Source organism: Roseateles sp. T103, from assembly GCF_057219915.1.
In genome coordinates this window covers 418,275-436,243 of the sequence record NZ_JBXVVS010000001.1, presented here as the reverse complement: position 1 = coordinate 436,243, position 17,969 = coordinate 418,275, and the positions used below count along the sequence as shown (strand labels likewise).

Sequence of the window (17,969 nt, the reverse complement as noted above, 5' to 3'; positions counted from 1 at the left end):
CCCAGCTCGGCACTGTGGCGCAGGTAGAATCCCGCCCTCGCGTCGGTCCGCATCAACACTGGGCGGCGCGCAGGGGAGCCTGGTCGCGGACGTCGGTCCGGACCGGGCTTTTTGACACAAACCCGGCTCCGCAATGAGGCATCGCATCCACAGGGACGGCCGCCGGGGGGTTGACATTGGTTTCTTGGAGAACCTCTTGGATCATGTCCGACCTGAGCATCACTCTCTCGGCTCTTGAGCGCAGCACGACGCAGCTGCCCGTCACTTCCTATTTCGACGAGGCCCTGTTCCGCAAGGAACAGGAACTGATCTTCCAACCTGGGCCTCGCTACCTCGGGCATGCACTGGCAGTGCCCGAGGTCGGCGACTACTACGCCCTGCCACAGGAAGGCGAAGGCCGAGCCCTGGTGCGCACGCCCAAGGGCGTCGAGCTGATTTCCAATGTCTGCCGCCATCGCCAGGCGGTGATGCTGCGCGGTCGCGGCAATACCAAGAGCAGCATCGTCTGCCCGCTGCATCGCTGGACCTACGGCCTGGAAGGCAAGCTGATCGGCGCGCCGCACTTCGCCGAGGATCCCTGCCTGAATCTCAACAACTACAAGTTGCGCGAGTGGAACGGCCTGCTCTTCGAGGACAACGGCCGCGACATCGAAGCCGATCTGGCAGGCATGGGGCCGCGCGCGCAGCTCGACTTCAGTGGCTACACACTGGACCATGTCGAGCTGCACGAGTGCAACTACAACTGGAAGACCTTCATCGAGGTCTATCTGGAGGACTACCACGTCGGCCCCTTCCACCCGGGGCTGGGCCACTTCGTCACCTGCGACGACCTGAAGTGGGAGTTCAAGGAGAACTACTCGGTCCAGACGGTCGGCGTGTCCACGGCCTTCGGCCGTCCGGGCTCCTCGGTCTACCAGCGCTGGCATGACGCGCTGCTGAAGTACCGCGACGGCAAGAAGCCCGAGCGCGGCGCAATCTGGCTGACCTACTACCCGCACATCATGGTCGAGTGGTATCCGCATGTGCTGACCGTCTCGACGCTGTACCCGATCAGCGTGAACAAGACGCTCAATATGGTGGAGTTCTACTACCCGGAGGAGATCGCCGCCTTCGAGCGCGAGTTCGTCGAGGCGCAGCGGGCCGCCTACATGGAGACCTGCATCGAGGACGACGAAATCGCCGAGCGCATGGACGCCGGTCGCAAGGCGCTGATGCAGCGCGGCGACAACGAGGTCGGCCCTTACCAGAGCCCGATGGAAGACGGCATGCAGCACTTCCATGAGTGGTATCGCCGCGTCATGAACTACAAGGGCTGAGGCAGGGCGCCGGGCACATCCCATGTGCCTGGCCCTTAGGCCGGCGAAAGGCTGCGGCCCAGCATCGTCCAGCAGATGCGCACAACGCCCCGCGAGGCTCCGGCCCGCGGAGCGTTCTTCCAGGAAGCCGCGACAATCGCGCCCATGTCCGCGCCGCTCCTGATGGTCCTCGCCAGCTTCCTGTTCGCCACCATGGGCGTGTGCATCAAGCTGGCGTCGAGCTTCTACAGCACCGGCGAGATCGTCATGTACCGTGGCCTGATCGGCGTGGCGATGATGGCGGCGCTGGCACGCTGGCAAGGCCTGACGCTGAAGACCCGAGTGCCCGCCATGCACTTTTGGCGCAGCGTCGCCGGGGTGATGGCGCTGTCGCTGTGGTTCTATGCCATCGCCGGCCTGCCGCTGGCCACGGCGATGACACTGAACTATATGTCCTCGATCTGGATGGCGATGTTCCTCATCGGCGGCGCGGTGCTGCTGGGCGGTCGCGGCGTCGACTCGCGCCTGGTCGCCGCGGTGCTGCTGGGCTTCATAGGCGTCGCGCTGGTGCTGCGACCGACGATGGAACAGCAGCAGCTCTGGTACGGGCTGGCGGGTCTGGTTTCCGGCATGCTGGCGGCGATGGCCTATCTGCAGGTCACCGCCTTGGGCCGTGCCGGTGAGCCCGAATACCGCATCGTCTTCTACTTCTCGCTGGGCGGTGCGCTGGCCGGTGCGGCGCTGAACACCGCCGCCGGCAGCTGGCATGTCCACACGCTCTACGGCGCGGCGCTGCTGCTGGCCGTCGGCGTGCTGGCCACCGTCGCGCAGCTGATGATGACGCGCGCCTATGGCCGCGGCTCACCGCTGGTGAACGCCAGCCTGCAATACCTGGGCATCGCGTTCTCGGCGCTGTATGGTGTGCTGATCTTCGCGGACCGCATCGATGCAATCTCGCTGGCCGGCATCGTGCTGATCGTCGGCGCCGGCCTTGCCGCCACGCTGCTGCGCAGCCGCAGCACTCCCAAGGACAGCCAACACTCCGTCACTGAGTCATGAGCACCAACTACCAGACCCTGATCAGCACCGAACAGCTGCGCGCACTGCTCAACGAGCAATCACCGCTGCTGCTGCTCGACATCGGCTTCGATCTCGCCGATACCAGTGCCGGCGAACGCGCCTATGCCCAAGCGCACCTGCCCGGCGCGCACTACCTGCATCTGGATCGCGACCTCTGCGGCGCCAAGACCGGTGCCGACGGCGTATTCCGCGGCCGCCATCCGCTGCCTGAGCGCAGCGCCTTCGCCTCGCGCATGGCGGCGCTGGGCCTGACGCCGCATACCCAGGTGGTCTGCTACGACGCCCAGGGCGGCATGTTCGCCGCGCGCGCCTGGTGGATGCTGCGCTGGCTGGGCCATGCGGCTGTCGCGGTGCTCGACGGCGGCCTGCCCGCCTGGCATGCGACGGGTGGCGCGCTCACCGCTGACCTGCCGCAGGCACCGGCGGCCAGCGCGTTCCAGCCCGCCGAGCCTCTGACGCGCACCGTGGATGCCGACGCGCTGCTCGCCGAACTGGGCCGCGTGCGACTGATCGATGCGCGTGCCGAGGAACGCTTCCGTGGCGAGGTCGAGCCGCTGGATGCGCAGGCTGGCCACATCCCCGGCGCGAGCAACCGCAACTTCAAGCGCAATCTGGCCGCCGACGGCCGCTTCAAGCCGACCGAACAATTGCGCGCCGAGTTCAGCGTGCTGCTCGCGCCCTACGAGGCCGACGCGGTGGTCCATCAGTGCGGCTCCGGTGTCACCGCCTGCCACAACCTGCTCGCCATGGCGCATGCCGGGCTGGGCTTCGGCGCGCTCTACCCGGGCTCGTGGAGCGAGTGGTCGGGCGACCCGCGCCGCCCGCTTGCCAAGACTTGACATTGCGCAAGACCGACCTGCTCAGGCCGGGCAAGATTGGCGCCACCGCCCTGCACAGGGCGGACTACCGAGGAGAGCCGACATGTTCAAGCGCATCGTCATCCCGACCGATGGTTCCGACATCACCAGCAAGGCCGTCGCGACGGCCATCGAAATGGCCAAGCTGCACGGCGCGCAGCTGTTCGCGATCAGCGTGAAGGAGCCATTCCCCTACAGTGCCGTTTCCGAGATGCAGCCGACGCCGCCGCAGGAGTTCTTCGATGCGCAGGAGCGCATCGCCAGCGCCAGGCTGAAGATCGTGACCGGCGCCGCACAGGCCGCAGGCGTGCCTTGCGAAGCGCATAGCGTCGAGGCCCTGCATCCCTGGGAAGCGATCATCGATCACGCCAAGGACAAGCAGGCCGACCTGGTCATCATGGCCTCGCACGGCCGCCGCGGCGTGCAGGCGCTGCTGCTGGGCAGCGAGACACAGAAGCTGCTGACACACAGCAGCATCCCCGTGCTCGTCGTGCGCTGACAGCAGCACAGGTACGGAAGCGACAAGGGCCAGGCAAGACCTGGCCCTTGTCCTTTGGGGTGAGCCCGCGCGCAGCGCTTAGGGGTGACCCCATTCAATGCGCGTGGCCGCCCAGCACCACCAGCACCACGAAACCCAGCCCCACAGCCAGCCACAGCAGCTGGGCCGCCGTCTCGCGCAGCGGCAGGCGCCGCTGCAGCTGCGGAATCAGATCGGCCACCGCCACATAGACGAAGCTGCTTGCCGCCACGACGAGCAGATAGGGGAACAGCCCCTCCCAGGGCCCGACGATGTAATAGCCGAGCACCCCGCCCAGCACCGCGGCCAGACCCGACAGCGCGTTGTAGAACAGGGCCCGGGCCCGCGAGAAGCCGGCATTGAGCAGCACGATGTAGTCGCCGATCTCCTGCGGGATCTCGTGGGCGATGATGGCCGCCGCCGTCATGAAGCCCAGCTGCGTATCGGCCAGGAATGCCGCGGCAATGATGACGCCGTCGCAGAAATTGTGGATGCTGTCGCCCACCAGCACCGACAGGCCGCCGCGTCCGGCCTGCTCGGTATCGAAGTGGTGGTGATGGTGGTGACCGTCACCCTCGTGGTGATGCGTGTGGCGGTAGAGCTCGGCCTTCTCCAGCAGGAAGAAGAACAGCAGCCCGCCCAGCAGGGTCATGAAGAGCTTGTCGGCACTGGCCGCACCACCTTCGAAGGCCTCCGGCAGCACCACCAGCAGCGCCGTGCCCAGCAGCACGCCGGTGGACAGACTGACCAGATGCTTGACCACCCGGCCCAGCAGCGCGACGGTGAGGCTGGCCGCAGCCAGCACCGACAGCAGCCCGCCCGCGAAGGTGACGAGCACGATGTACAGAAGCGTCATGACAATCCCAAAAAGCACGAACCGCGCCAAAACGGCGCGGTTCGCTGCTCACCCAGAGACTGCCGCTGCGCGTCAGGCCACCCCGTTCGCCTTGAACCAGGCCAGGCAGCGTTTCCAGCCATCCTCCGCGGCCTCCTTGCGGAAGCTCGGGCGGTAATCGGCATGGAAGGCATGCGGTGCCTCGGGGTAGATGTGGAACTGACTGCGCTTGGCGGCAGGCGATCCCTGGCTGAGAGCCGCTTTCATCTTATCAACCGTGTCAAGCGGAATGCCGGTGTCCTGGCCGCCATAGAGGCCCAGCACCGGGCCGTTGAGTCGACCGGCGATGTCCACCGGATGCCGCGGCTGCAGCGGCGTTGCGTTGCCGACCAGGCGGCCATACCAGGCCACCCCCGCCTTCACCGCCGGGTTGTGCGCGGTGTACATCCAGGTCTGGCGGCCGCCCCAGCAGAAGCCGGTGATGCCCAGCCGCCCATGGTCGCCGCCGTCCTGGCGCGCCCAGGCCACCGTGGCATCGAGATCGGCCATCACCTGCTCGTCCGGCACCTTGGAGATCACCTCGGCCATCAGCTTGGTGATCTCGCCATAGCTGCCGGCGTCGCCCTGGCGCACGAAGAGCTCGGGCGCGATCGCCAGATAGCCCTGCTTCGCGAAGCGCTTGGCGACATCGGCGATGTACTCGTGCACGCCGAAGATCTCGCTGATCACCAGCACGATGGGCAGGTCCTTGCCGCCCGCCGGCTTGGCGCGATAGGCGGGCATCTTGAAGTCGCCCACCGGGATGGTCACCTCGCCGACCTCCAGACCCTTGGCGTCGGTGTTGATCGTCGACGCGGTGACCGGCAGCACCGCGGCCGCGAAGCCGCTGCCCACGGCGGTGCGCACGAAGTCGCGACGGTTCAGGTCGCGGCCGGGCGCCAGGCTGTTCACCTCTTGTTCGATCTGCATGGTGTCTCCTCGATGATGTCGATCCGCTGAGGTGCGCAGGCACGCTGCGCACACCCCTACAACGGCGCGCCGATTCTAGGCACGCATGCAACAGACCGGCAGGGCCCGGGGTTTCATTGCGTCGACAATTCGCCCATGCATTCCGCCTCGACTGCCATGCCGCTTGCTGCCATCGACCTGGGTTCCAACAGCTTCCGCCTCGAGATCGCCCGCCTCTATCGTGGCGACTACAAGCGCCTGGACTACATCAAGGAGACCGTGCGCCTGGGCGGCGGCCTCGACGCGCAGGGCATGCTCACCGAAGAAGCCACGCAGCGCGGTTTGGCCTGCCTGAGCCGCTTCGCTGCCCATCTGAAGGGCATGGGGGCGGAGCGCGTGCGCGCCGTGGCCACGCAGACGCTGCGCGAGGCGCGCAACCGCGACGCCTTCCTGCGCCGGGCTGAAGCCGTGCTGGGCTTCCCGATCGAGGTGATCTCGGGCCGCGAGGAAGCGCGCCTGATCTACGCCGGCGTGGCGCGTCTGCAGCCTTCGGAGCAGCCGCGCCTGGTGATCGACATCGGCGGGCGCTCCACCGAGATGATCCTCGGCCAAGGTCGCCAGCCGCAGCAGGCCGAGTCCTTCCAGGTCGGCAGCGTCGGCCTGTCGATGCGCTTCTTCGGCGACGGCCGACTCACCGCCGAGGGTTTCCGCGCCGCGCAGATCGCCGCCGGCGCCGAGCTGGAGGAGGCGCTGCAGCTCTTCGAGCGCTCGCGCTGGCAGGAGGCGCTGGGCTCGTCCGGTACGGTCGGCGCGGTCTCGCAGTTGCTCGCCGCCAACAACATCACCGACGGCCGCATCACGCTGGCCGGCCTGCGCTGGTGCATCGAGCAATGCCTGGCCGCCGGCCATGTGGACAAGCTGAGCCTGCCCGGACTCAAGCCTGAGCGCCGCGCCGTCGTCGCCGGCGGGCTTTGCATTCTTTACACGCTGCTCACCCACTTCGACATCGCCGCGCTGTTCCCGGCCAAGGGCGCGCTGCGCCAGGGCGTGATCTTCGATCTGGCCGAGCGCCTGGACGCCCAGCGCCACGCCGGCGTCGGCGACATGCGCGACCACTCGGTCCGTGCCCTGCAGCAGCGTTTCGCGGTGGACCTGATGCAGGCACAGCGCGTGACGCGGCTGGCTGGCGCACTGCATCGCCAGCTGGTGCCCAAGGCCGCGCGCGAGCTGCAGCGCGAGCTGGCCTGGGCTGCCGCGCTGCACGAGATCGGCATGATGGTCTCGCACCACGACCATCACCGCCACAGCGCCTACCTGCTCGGCCACGTGGACGCGGCCGGCTTCTCGCAGAGCCAGCTACGCCGACTGGCCGATCTGGCGCTGGGCCAGCGCGGCGGCCTGCGCAAGCTGGAGCAGCGCTTCGACGACGCCGAGTTCCTAGCCCAGCTCGTCAGCCTGCGCTTGGCGGTGCTGGCCTGCCACGCGCGCAGCGATGTGCGCGCGCAGGCCTTCACGCTCACCGGCGGCCGCCAGCGCGTGCGCCTTCAGGTGTCACGCAGCTGGGCCGCACAGCAGCCGCGCGCGCTCTACCTGCTGGAGCAGGAAGTGCAGGACTGGGCGCGCAGCGGCGTGCTGACGCTGGAGCTCTCAGTCGCCTGAGCCTTCGGCGGAGGCGCCCGGCGAGAAGCGGCGCATCAGCGCCTGCTGCGCGCTGATGCCGCTGCTGCTGACGCGCTGCGAGCGTCCATCCGGCCCCAGCTGCCAGGCGTCCCGGCTGTCGTGCAGATAAGGCTGCAGCGCCTCGTCGATGACGCGCTGGCGCAGCCTGGCGTCGAGCACCGGCCAAGCCACCTCGATGCGGCGGAACATATTGCGGCTCATCCAGTCGGCGCTGGACAGGTACAAGGCCTCCTGGTCGTCGCCATCGCCCCAGCGGAAGTAGCTGACGCGCGAATGCTCGAGGAAGCGCCCGACCACCGAGCGCACCTGGATGTTGTCGGTCGCCTCGGGCAGCCCCGGCGGCAGCATGCAGGCGCCGCGCACGATGAGGTCGATCTTGGCACCGGCCCGCCCCGCGGCGATCAGGCCTTCGATCAGCTCGACATCGGTCAGCGCATTGATCTTCACCACCACGCGCGCGGCATAACCCTCGCGGGCGGCCCTGGTCACCAGCGCGAGCAGCTCGAGCATGCGCGCATGCAGATTGAACGGTGCCAGCAGCAGGCGCCGCGGCGGCTTGGTCCTGGACAGCGAAGCAAGCTGGCGGAACACCGTATCCACGTCGGCGGTGATGTCGGCGTCGGCGGTCAGATAGCCCAGATCGGTGTAGAGCCGCGCGGTCTTGGGGTTGTAGTTGCCGGTCGACAGGTGCGCATAACGCTTGAGCTTGCCGTCCTCGCGCCGCGTCACCAGCAGCAGCTTGGCATGGGTCTTCAGACCGACGATGCCGTAGACCACCTGCGCGCCGACGGCTTCCAGCCGCTCCGCCCAGTTGATGTTGGCCTCCTCGTCGAAGCGCGCCTTCAGCTCGACGACGACCATCACCTCCTTGCCGCGGCGCGCCGCCTCGATCAGCAGGTCCATCAGCTCGGACTTGCTGCCGGTGCGGTAGATGGTCTGCTTGATCGCCAGCACCTCGGGGTCGTGCACCGCCTGGCGCAGCAACTCCACCACCGGCTCGAAGCTCTCGAAGGGATGGTGCAGCAGCACATCCCGCTTTGCCAGGCACTCGAAGATGTTCTTGCCGCGCGGCAGGCGGCGCTGCGGCCAGGCCGGCTCGTAGGGCGCGAAGCGCAGCTGATCGGCCTCGGTCTGGTCGATCAGCTCGTTCAGGCGCACCAGGTTCACCGGGCCGTTGACACGGTACAGCGCCGCCTCGGGCAGCTCGAACTGCTCGAGCAGGAAGTCCGACAGCTCCTGCGGGCAGGTGTTGACCACCTCCAGCCGCACCGCGCGGCCGAAGTGACGCGTCGTCAGGCCGGTGCGCAGCGCATGGCGCAGGTTGGCGATCTCCTCCTCGTCCACCTCGAGGTCGGAGTCGCGCGTGACGCGGAACTGCGAGAAGGCCTCGACCTGCCGGCCGGGAAACAGGTCTTCCAGATGTGCGCGCACCACACTGGTCAGCAGCACGAAGGCCTGGCGGCACTCGCTGATGGCCGCAGGCAGCTTGATCACCCGCGGCAGCACACGGGGGACCTTGACGATGGCGATGTGGTTGTCGCGACCGAAGGCGTCCTTGCCGGCCAGGCGCACGATGAAGTGCAGCGACTTGTTGGCCACCTGCGGAAAAGGGTGCGCCGGGTCCAGGCCCACCGGCACCAGCAGCGGCCGCACCTCGCGTTCGAAGAAGCGCTGCACCCAGCGGCGCTGCGCCTCGTTGCGGTCGGCGTGGTTGAGGATGACGATGGCCTGCTCGCGCAGCACCGGCATCACCTGCTCGTTGAAGATCGCGTACTGCTGGTCGATCAGCTCGTGCGCGGCGCGGCCGACGCGGTCGATATCGCGGCGCGTCACCGTGCCGCCGGCATCGCGCACGGCGTCCAGCATGTCGGCGAAGCGCACCTCGAAGAACTCGTCCAGATTGGACGAGACGATGCAGATGTAGCGCAGCCGCTCCAGCAGCGGCACGTCCTCGCGCTGGGCCTGGGCCAGCACGCGGCGGTTGAACTCGAGGATGGCCTGCTCGCGATTGAGCAGCGCCACCGGCAGCGCGTCAGCTTGCGACGCAGTGGCCTGGCCACGTTTCTCCCTGTGCATCGGCGCATTCTATGAAGCGGCGGTGAAGCTTTCGTGACAGTGCCGTCCAGCGCGTGACAGGGCCGGCATCGATAATCGCGCCATGCATCTGCTGATCCCCTATGCCAGCGCGCTGGACGAGGCCTGCGCGCCTGCGCTACAGACCCTGAACCTGCCGCATCTGGCCCAGCTGCTGGGGCGCCTGCAATCGCTGCAGAGCCTGGGCGGCGACGAGTTCAGCGCGCTGACACCACACGAGCTGGCGCTGGCCCAGGCCTGGGGATGGGACGAGGGCGAACAAGCCTTCGCCGCCGCGCAGGCCGAGGACGATGGCATCGCCACCGACGGCCTGGCCTGGGCGCTGCTGACGCCGCTGCACCTCAGCGTCACCAGCGACCAGGTCACTGCGCTGCACCCGGAGCTGCTGGCGCTGGATGAGGCCGAATCGCGCGCATTTTTCGCCGCGCTGGCGCCGCTCTTCCCCGCCGACGAAGGCTGGCGCACTGCCTGGGCAGCGCCGACCCGCTGGTATGTCGCGCATGATTCGCTAGCCGGCCTGCCCAGCGCGAGCCTGGAGCGCGTCATCAACCGCAACGTCGACCCCTGGATGCCCGAGCCGCGCCTGCTGCGCCGGCTGCAGAACGAGATGCAGATGCTGCTGCACCGCGAGCCGCTGAACGCCGCACGCGAGGCCCGTGGCGCGCACGAGCTGAACTCGGTATGGATCTCCGGCTGCGGCCGTGCCCGGCCGCGCCGCCGCGACGTCGTGCCTCAGCTCGACGCGCGCCTGCGCGAGCCCCTGCTCGCCGGCGACTGGGCGGCCTGGCGCGAAGCCTGGCAGGCACTGGACGCCGGCCCCATCAAGTCCCTGCTCGAACGGCAGCGCGCCGGCGAGCCGGTCAGCCTGACGTTGGCCGGCGAGCGCCGCGCACAGCACTTCGCGCCTGCCGGCCCTGGCAGCACCTTCAGCCGGCTGTGGCAGCGCTTCGCCGCGCCGCGCGCCGACGTTCTTGCAGTGCTGGAGGCGCTATGAGCGCGCACGCACGGCCGCCCGAAGGGTGCGCTCGCCCTCCCTCGGGGAGGATGTCCCGTCGCGACAGGAGGGCCGGCAAATGAGCAGCCCCGCGCTCGTCCAACGCGACGCGCCGCCGCGCGCCGTCTGGGCGCTGGAGCAGGCGGGCATCCCGCCGCTGCTGGCGCGCCTGTTCGCCGCGCGTGGCGTGCGCGCACCGGAAGAGCTGGACGACGGCCTGGCACGGCTGTTGCCGCCCGAGGGGCTCAAGGGCATAGACCAGGCCGCCACGCTGCTGGCCGACATGCTGCAGCAGGGCCGGCGCATCTGCATCGTCGCCGACTACGACTGCGACGGCGCCACCGCTTGTGCGGTGATGCTGCGCGGCCTGCGCCTGCTGGGGGCAAGACCTGGCAGCGTCGACTATGTGGTGCCCGACCGCGCGGTGCACGGCTATGGCCTCACGCCCGCGATCGTCGATCTCGCGCTGCCCAAAAGGCCGGACCTGCTGGTGACGGTGGACAACGGCATCGCCAGCCTGGCCGGCGTCGCGCATGCCAAGACCTTGGGCCTGCCGGTGCTGGTCACCGACCACCACCTGCCGGCGCTGATCGATGAGCGCATAGAGCTGCCCGAAGCCGCTGCGCTGGTGAATCCCAACCAGCCGGGCTGCGAGTTCGCCAGCAAGAACCTCGCCGGTGTCGGCGTGGCCTTTTACGTGCTGCTGGCGCTGCGTGGCGAGCTGCGCCGGCGCGGCGCCTTCGACTCGAGCAATCAACCACGGCTCGACGCCTTGCTCGATCTGGTCGCGCTGGGCACCGTGGCCGACGTCGTCAAGCTCGACGCCAACAACCGCCGCCTGGTCGCGCAGGGCTTGCGCCGCATGCGTGCCGGCCGCATGCAGCCGGGCATTGCGGCGCTATTCGCGGCGGCGGGTCGCGATGCGTCGCGCGCCACCGCCTTCGACCTCGGCTTCGCGCTCGGCCCGCGCATCAACGCCGCCGGGCGCCTGTCCGACATGACGCTGGGCATCGAGTGCCTGACGACCGACGACAGCGCGCGCGCGCTGGAGCTCGCCAGGCAGCTCGACGCGATCAACCGCGAGCGCCGCGAGATCGAGGCTGGCATGCGCGAGCAGGCCGAGCTGCGGCTCGATGAGCTGATCCCACCCGACGAGGCTGCGCCGCCGGCGCTGGCGCTGTTCGAGCCCGAGTTCCACGAGGGCGTGGTCGGCATCGTCGCCGGGCGCATCAAGGACCGCCTGCACCGCCCCACCTTCGTCTTTGCGCGCGGCGCCGACGGCCTGCTCAAGGGCTCGGGCCGCTCGATCACCGGCTTCCATCTGCGCGACGCGCTGGATCTGGTCTCCAAGCGCCACCCCGAGCTGCTGAAGAAGTTCGGCGGCCACGCGATGGCCGCGGGCGCGACGCTGGAGGAGCAGGGCTTTGCCCGCTTCGCCGCGGCCTTCGAGCAGGTCGCGCGCGAATGGCTGGACGAAGCGACGCTGACACGCACGCTGCGCACCGATGGCCCGCTGCCGCCCGAGGCCTTCAACCCCGCCACCGTCGCCGAACTTGAGGCGCAGGTATGGGGCCAGGCCTTCGAGGCGCCGCTGTTCTGCGACCAGGTGCAGGTGCTGTCGCAGCGCATCGTCGGCGAGCGCCACCTGAAGCTGCGCCTGAAGACGCCCGGCGGCCTGCAGCGCGACGCGATCTGGTTCGGTCGCATCGAGCCGCTGCCCGACAGCGCCACGCTGGCCTACCGGCTGAGCTTGGACGAGTACCAGGGCCAGCAGCGGGTGCAGATGGTGGTGGAGGCCGCGGCCACACCAGGCTGAAAGTCCGTCACGTTCCGGACACAAAACCGTCAAGCACGGCGTGCACACTGCCGGCATAGCGACGGGGTGCGCCACCGATTCGTGGCATCGTTCACGTTGCGCGCGATTAGCGTACCGCCACACGCGGCGGCTTGTCCCCTTGTCACGGTACTGACACCGGCAGTTTCAACAATGCCGGCCATGTCGCCTAACCCGCCTGCCAGTGCTGCGCGCCTGTTCGCGCAACTCGATGTCCTGATCGCCGAGCATCAGATCGACATCCACTTTCAGCCGCTGGTCGATATCGACCGTGCCTCGCTGCTGGGCTATGAGGCACTGACGCGCGGACCGGCGGACTCGCCGCTGCATTCGCCGCTGGTGCTGTTCGAGACCGCCGCTCACGCCGGCCGCTTGATCGAATTGGAGCGCATGGTGCTGCGCCGCGCGCTGCGCCGCTTTCGCGAGCTGGGCCTGCCAGGACAGGTCTTCCTCAACGTCACCGTGGACACCGTGCTCGCCGCCGAGGCGCGCGTGCCCGGCTTCGTCGCCGAGCTGGCGGAGATCGGCATGTCGCCGTCGCGCATCGTCTTCGAGATCACCGAGACGCGGCCCATCCTCGAATACGCCCGCCTGGGTCGCGTGCTGGACGCGCTGCGCAGCCACGGCTTCGTCGTCGCGCTGGACGACCTCGGCGAAGGCTTCGCCGGCCTGAAGCGCTGGATGGAGATCCGCCCCGACTTCGTCAAGATCGACCGCCACTTCATCGACGGCGTCGCGCAGGAGCCGCTGAAGCAGCAGTTCGTGCGCTCCATCCTCGAGATGGCCGCGAGCAGCGGCTGCAAGGTGGTGGCCGAAGGGCTGGAGCAGCCCGCCGACCTGGCCGTGCTGCGCCGCCTGGGCGTGCCCTTCTGCCAGGGCTATCTGATCGCCCGCCCCAGCGCCACGCCGCGGCCGCAGCTGCGCGCCGAGACGCTGGCCCTGCTCGGCGCCGAGCGCCAGCAACGCCGCTCGATGCTGCCCTTCATGCCGCCGCAGGCCATCACTACGGCCGAGCAGCTGGCGCGCCGCGGGCCGACCGTCACCGCCGCGGTACGGTGCCAGAAAGTGGTGGAGATGTTCACCTCCGATGAGCTGCTGTTCTCGATGCCGGTGCTCGACGAGGAGCAGCGCCCGGTGGGCATCCTGCGCTCACTGCAGGTACTCAAGCGCAGCAGCGAGCGCTTCTTCCGCGAGATCCAGGCCAAACGCAGCTGCGTGGAGCTGATGGATGCGAACCCGCTGGTCTTCGACGTCGCCACCAGCCTGCGCGAGATGAGCGAGGCCATCTCCAACCTCGACGACCGCCTGATGGTGGACGGCTTCATCGTCACCCGCGACGGCCGCTACTACGGCTCGGGCCGCACCTCGGACCTGCTGAAGGCGGTCTCCGACCTGCAGGTCTGCTGCGCGCGCTATGCCAACCCGCTGACCCAGCTGCCCGGCAATGTGCCGATCGACAGCCACCTGGACGCACTGGTCGGCGAGGAGCGCGACTTCGTCGTCGCCACCTGGGACATCGATAACTTCAAGCCCTTCAACGACCTCTACGGCTACCACCGCGGCGACCAGGTCATCAGCCTGACCGCACAGATCCTCAGCCAGGCCGCCGATGCCGAGCTGGACTTCGTCGGCCATATCGGCGGCGACGACTTCATCATGGTGCTCGGCTCGTCCGACTGGCAGCAGCGCCTGCAGTCGGTCTGCGAGGCCTTCGATGCCGGCGTGCGCAGCTTCTTCAGCCCGGAGCATGTGCAGGCCGGCGGCTATGTCACGCTGAACCGGCAGAACCAGGCGCTGTTCACGCCGCTGCCGACGATCAGCGCCGGCGTACTCTGCGTGCGCGCCGGGCAGTTCAGTGGCGCGCACCAGATCTCGGCCGCGCTGGCCGAACCCAAGCGCGTCGCCAAGGGCCTGGGCGGCGCAAGCCGCTTCTTTATCGACAGGCGCCAGAACGCGGTAGCGCCGGCCATGGTCGGGGCAATGCCGACCGCCGCCAATCCTCACTGAGATCCAGGAGCAGTACCACCATGCCTACCGCCAAGGCCATAAGCCTCAAGGCGAGGCTTCGCCTCGTCACCCTGATTGCCCTGCTGCTGAGCCTTTTGCCAGGCTCCCTGCTGGTGCACCACAGCATGCAACAGTACGAAACCGTGCAGGCGGAGCTACGCGGCCTGCCGCTCAACGAAGGATGGCAACAGCTGCTGCGACGGCTGCAGCAGCACCGCGAGACCGCTGCCGAGGCGCTCTCCACCCGTCCAGATGCGCGTGCCGAGCTGGCGCAGCAGCAGCAGTCAGTGCGCGAGGCGGTCGACATCCTGCGAAGCCGTCTGGACGCCAAGCATGACGGACGTCATCTGGAGGCGCTGGACAGCGTGGTCAAGCGCTATGCCGCGCTCGTCGACAGCCTTTCAAAAGACGGACTGGATGTGCCGCGCCTGCTCGCGCAGCATCAGGAAATCGCCGAGCAGGCCTTCCATGCCATCAATGAGATCAACAGCGACACCGGCCTGCTGCTCGATCCGGAGGCAGGCAGCTACTTCGCGATCATCGCCGGGCTGCAGGCCGCTCCGCGCGTCGCCGATGCGCTGTCCGGACTGGGCAGCCTGGTGCGGGCCGCAGCGGTGGACGACACCGCCGCGCTGTCGGCTTCGCTGACCCGCTACCGCGAGCATGCCACCCCGATGCTGCAGCACATGCAGGCCGCCGAGCGCCTTGGGGGCGAGCTGGCCGAGCAGCTCGCGCCAATGATCAAGCAGGCCATCGAGCAGCGGCGCATGGTGGACAGCACGATGCAGGCCGCAGCGATAGACGTGAACTACCCGCTGGAGCAGCTGTCCAAGACGCTGGCGGCAGCGGCCACGCTGCAGTCCAACTTGACGACCCAGGTGCTGCAGTTGCTGCAGGAAGAGCTGGCGCGACGCGCGGCAGCAGCGGCCGGCACGCGCAACCTGCTGCTCGTGAGCATCCCGCTGTTGCTCGCCGCGCTGGGCTGGCTGATGCATCGAGCGATGCGTCAGCTGCTCTTGCCGGTGCAGCAGCTGGTCGAAGCCGCCGAGCGCATTGCCGACGGCGACCTCAGCACGGCGGTGCCAGCTGGCACCAACGACGAACTCGGCCGTGTGCTCGTGGCAATGAGCCATATGCAGCAGCGCCTGCGGGCGCTGGTCACCGACATTCACCACGGCGCCGGCAGTATCCGCGCCGCGGCCCAGGAGATCGCCAGCGGCAACGACGACCTGGCCGGCCGTACCGAGCAGGCTGCCGCGCAGCTGCAGCAGACGGCCTCCAGCGTGGCCTTGCTTGAGCAGGCCGTGCACGCGGGCACACAGGCGGTAGAGCAGGCCGCCAAGCTGGCCGGGCAGGCCAGCAGCGTGGCCAGCGAGGGCGGCGATGTGGTCGCCCGCGTCGTCGGCACCATGGGCGACATCCATGCCTCTTCGCAGCGAATCAGCGAGATCAGCTCGCTGATCGACGGCATCGCCTTCCAGACCAACATCCTGGCGCTAAACGCGGCCGTCGAGGCGGCGCGGGCTGGCGACGCCGGACGCGGCTTCGCGGTGGTGGCTTCGGAAGTGCGCGCGCTGGCACAGCGCAGCGCCGGCGCGGCTCGCGAGATCAAGGGGCTGATCCAGCAATCGGTGGAGCGCGTCGAATCCGGCACCACCCTTGCCGAGCAGGCAGGCGCCTCGATGCAGCGCATCGTGAGCACGGTGCAGACAGTCGGCGAAGTGATCCGCAGCATCAACGCGCAGGCGCAGACCCAGGCAGCACAGACCCAGGAGCTGGGCCGAGCGGTGCGCGACATCGACGCCGCCACGCAGCAGAACGCGGCGCTGGTCGAGCAGGCGGCTGCGTCGGCAGCCTCACTGCGCAGTCAGGCCGCCGATATGGACACGACGGTGCAGGCCTTCCATCTCTGAGTGCATGGCCCGATGGGGTCTTGGCCAGGCTCCTAGAATGGCCGTGTGAATCCGCTGAGCATCTGCACCAACGCCGACCTGCATTGCCACTCCACCGTGTCCGACGGCACGCTGACGCCAGCGGCGCTGGCGGCGCGGGCCAGGGCCCAGGGTGTCGAGCTCTGGGCGCTGACCGACCATGACGAGGTCGCCGGCCAGCAGCAGGCGCTGGACGCCGCGCTGGCCCAGGGGCTGAGCTACCTGACCGGCGTGGAGATCTCGGTCACCTTCGCCGGCCGCGTGGTGCACATCGTCGGCCTGGGCTTCGACCATCGCAACGAGACGCTGATCGCCGGCCTGCGCGCCACGCGCGGCGGCCGCGAGGAGCGCGCCCGCGACATGGCCGCCGAGCTGGCCAAGGTCGGCATCAAGGGCGCCTTCGAAGGCGCGCTGCGCTATGTGGGCAACCCCGAGCTGATCTCACGCACGCATTTCGCGCGCTTTCTTGTCGAGGCCGGCCACTGCAGCGATGTCTCCGAGGTGTTCCGCCGCTATCTGGCCGAGGGCAAGCCGGGCTATGTGCCGCACCGCTGGGCGGCGCTTGGCGATGCGCTGCGCTGGATACGCGAGGCCGGCGGCTTGGCGGTGATCGCCCATCCGGCCCGCTACGGCTTCACGCCCACCGAGGAATACGCGCTGATCACCGAGTTCATCGGCCATGGCGGCCGTGGCATCGAGGTGGTGACCGGCAGCCACAGCGCCGCCGAGGCGGTGAAATACGCCGACACCGCACTGGAGTTCGGCCTGCTGGCCTCGCGCGGCTCCGACTTCCACAGCCCCGAGGAAAGCCACACCGACCTGGGCACGCTGCCGCAGCTGCCCGGCAAGCTGACGCCGGTGTGGGAAGCGCTGACGGCGCGCATCCATCGCCCCGCCGCGCTGGCCTCGGCATGAGCGCGGCAGGCGCACGCCAGCAGCACGCCGCGCTGGGCATCGCGCTGATCGTGCTGGCTGCCAGCTGCTTCGCCAGCATGGACAGCATCACCCGCCACCTCGGCGGCCTGTTGCCGGTGCTGCTGATCCTCTGGGTGCGCTACGGTTTTCAGGCCGTCGTGATGGCGGTCTGGCTGGGTGTGGCGGCGCTCAAGCGCGGCAACGCCAGCCCCTTCGCCGCCGCACATCCGCGCTTCCAGGCGGTACGCGGCCTGCTGCTGCTGGCCACCAGCGCGATGAGCTTCTATGGCGTGCAGTACATGCCGGTGGCCGAGTTCACCGCGATCAATATGCTCACGCCGGTGCTGGTGACACTGCTCGCTGCGCTGTTGCTGCACGAGCCGGTCTCGCGCCTGCGCTGGGCGCTGGTGATCGGCGGCTTTGCCGGCGCGCTGATTGTGATCCGCCCCGGCAGCGGGCTGTTCGGCTGGGCAGTGGTGTTCCCGCTCGCCGGCGCGCTGACCTACGCCAGCTTCCAGATCCTCACCGCCAAACTGTCCGCGCTTGAGAGCCCTTACACGACGCACTTCTACACCGGCCTGACCGGCGCAGTGGCGTTGAGCGTCATCCTGGCTTTCGCGCCGATCGACCTGGCCGCCACGCTGGGCAGTGCCCCCGCCGGCCAGCTGGGCCTGATGCTGGCCATAGGCGCGCTGGGCACCGTAGGCCACCTGCTGCTGATCCTGGCCCTGGGCCTGGCCCCCACCGGCACATTGATGCCCTTCATGTACGCGCAGATCGGCGTGGCAGCGGCGATAGGCTGGCTGGCCTTCGACCATCTGCCCGACGGCTGGGCCTGGGTGGGCATGGCGGTGGTCTCGGCCTGCGGCGCCACCGCTGCGTGGCTGAACGTGCGCCGCGCGCAGCCGCAGCGAGCGGCCTCGCCGGTGGCGCTGGACACCATGGCCGACTGAAACCGGCGGCCCGCGCCCTGCCGGGCGCG

14 protein-coding genes are annotated in these 17,969 nt (G+C 69.0%); 11 read left to right on the top strand and 3 right to left on the bottom strand.

Going from position 1 to position 17,969, the window contains the following annotated elements; all coding sequences use genetic code 11:
* Positions 1 to 203: 203 nt before the first annotated feature.
* The 4 genes from AC2EBS_RS01875 to AC2EBS_RS01860 all read left to right on the top strand — a co-directional run bounded on the left by AC2EBS_RS01875 (position 204) and on the right by AC2EBS_RS01860 (position 3,731).
* The gene (locus AC2EBS_RS01875; RefSeq protein ID WP_484726683.1) at positions 204 to 1,316 is read left to right on the top strand and encodes an aromatic ring-hydroxylating oxygenase subunit alpha; all 1,113 of its coding nucleotides are present in this window, start codon (positions 204 to 206) and stop codon (positions 1,314 to 1,316) included.
* Between the two features lie 144 nt (positions 1,317 to 1,460).
* Positions 1,461 to 2,354: a DMT family transporter gene (locus tag AC2EBS_RS01870; RefSeq protein ID WP_484726682.1), complete on the top strand. Its 894-nt coding sequence runs from the start codon at positions 1,461 to 1,463 to the stop codon at positions 2,352 to 2,354.
* On the top strand, positions 2,351 to 3,214 hold the full coding sequence (locus tag AC2EBS_RS01865; protein WP_484726681.1) for a sulfurtransferase: 864 nt from the start codon (positions 2,351 to 2,353) through the stop codon (positions 3,212 to 3,214). Before AC2EBS_RS01870 ends, AC2EBS_RS01865 begins: the two co-directional genes overlap by 4 nt.
* Positions 3,215 to 3,296: 82 nt before the next feature.
* On the top strand, positions 3,297 to 3,731 hold the full coding sequence (locus tag AC2EBS_RS01860) for a universal stress protein (RefSeq protein WP_484726680.1): 435 nt from the start codon (positions 3,297 to 3,299) through the stop codon (positions 3,729 to 3,731).
* A gap of 94 nt (positions 3,732 to 3,825) precedes the next feature.
* Here the strand turns inward: AC2EBS_RS01860 and AC2EBS_RS01855 are convergent, their stop codons facing one another.
* Both AC2EBS_RS01855 and AC2EBS_RS01850 read right to left on the bottom strand, forming a co-directional pair.
* Positions 3,826 to 4,605: a ZIP family metal transporter gene (locus AC2EBS_RS01855; RefSeq protein ID WP_484726679.1), complete on the bottom strand. Its 780-nt coding sequence runs from the start codon at positions 4,603 to 4,605 to the stop codon at positions 3,826 to 3,828.
* Between the two features lie 72 nt (positions 4,606 to 4,677).
* On the bottom strand, positions 4,678 to 5,553 hold the full coding sequence (locus AC2EBS_RS01850) for a dienelactone hydrolase family protein (protein WP_484726678.1): 876 nt from the start codon (positions 5,551 to 5,553) through the stop codon (positions 4,678 to 4,680).
* A gap of 156 nt (positions 5,554 to 5,709) precedes the next feature.
* Here AC2EBS_RS01850 and ppx point away from each other — a divergent pair, with 156 nt between their 5' ends.
* The gene (ppx, locus tag AC2EBS_RS01845; RefSeq protein ID WP_484726677.1) at positions 5,710 to 7,191 is read left to right on the top strand and encodes an exopolyphosphatase; all 1,482 of its coding nucleotides are present in this window, start codon (positions 5,710 to 5,712) and stop codon (positions 7,189 to 7,191) included.
* Here the strand turns inward: ppx and ppk1 are convergent.
* Positions 7,180 to 9,288 carry a polyphosphate kinase 1 gene (ppk1, locus tag AC2EBS_RS01840; RefSeq protein WP_484726676.1) on the bottom strand — a complete coding sequence of 703 codons (2,109 nt, stop codon included), beginning with the start codon at positions 9,286 to 9,288 and terminating at the stop codon, positions 7,180 to 7,182. The genes ppx and ppk1 overlap by 12 nt on opposite strands.
* Positions 9,289 to 9,370: 82 nt before the next feature.
* On the opposite strand from ppk1, the gene AC2EBS_RS01835 reads away from it, so the two are divergent.
* The 6 genes from AC2EBS_RS01835 to AC2EBS_RS01810 all read left to right on the top strand — a co-directional run bounded on the left by AC2EBS_RS01835 (position 9,371) and on the right by AC2EBS_RS01810 (position 17,940).
* Positions 9,371 to 10,300 (top strand): hypothetical protein, encoded by a 930-nt coding sequence (locus AC2EBS_RS01835; RefSeq protein WP_484726675.1) that lies wholly within the window; start codon positions 9,371 to 9,373, stop codon positions 10,298 to 10,300.
* 79 nt (positions 10,301 to 10,379) lie between these two features.
* Positions 10,380 to 12,116, top strand: a complete 1,737-nt coding sequence (gene recJ / locus AC2EBS_RS01830; protein WP_484726674.1) for a single-stranded-DNA-specific exonuclease RecJ — start codon at positions 10,380 to 10,382, stop codon at positions 12,114 to 12,116.
* Between the two features lie 180 nt (positions 12,117 to 12,296).
* Positions 12,297 to 14,141 (top strand): bifunctional diguanylate cyclase/phosphodiesterase, encoded by a 1,845-nt coding sequence (locus AC2EBS_RS01825; protein ID WP_484726673.1) that lies wholly within the window; start codon positions 12,297 to 12,299, stop codon positions 14,139 to 14,141.
* A 125-nt stretch (positions 14,142 to 14,266) separates the two neighbouring features.
* Positions 14,267 to 16,054, top strand: coding sequence for a methyl-accepting chemotaxis protein (locus AC2EBS_RS01820; RefSeq protein WP_484726672.1), 1,788 nt, complete (start codon positions 14,267 to 14,269; stop codon positions 16,052 to 16,054).
* 54 nt (positions 16,055 to 16,108) lie between these two features.
* The gene (locus AC2EBS_RS01815) at positions 16,109 to 16,987 is read left to right on the top strand and encodes a 3',5'-nucleoside bisphosphate phosphatase (protein ID WP_484727545.1); all 879 of its coding nucleotides are present in this window, start codon (positions 16,109 to 16,111) and stop codon (positions 16,985 to 16,987) included.
* Positions 16,984 to 17,940, top strand: a complete 957-nt coding sequence (locus AC2EBS_RS01810; RefSeq protein WP_484726671.1) for a DMT family transporter — start codon at positions 16,984 to 16,986, stop codon at positions 17,938 to 17,940. Before AC2EBS_RS01815 ends, AC2EBS_RS01810 begins: the two co-directional genes overlap by 4 nt.
* The last annotated feature ends 29 nt before the right edge of the window (positions 17,941 to 17,969 follow it).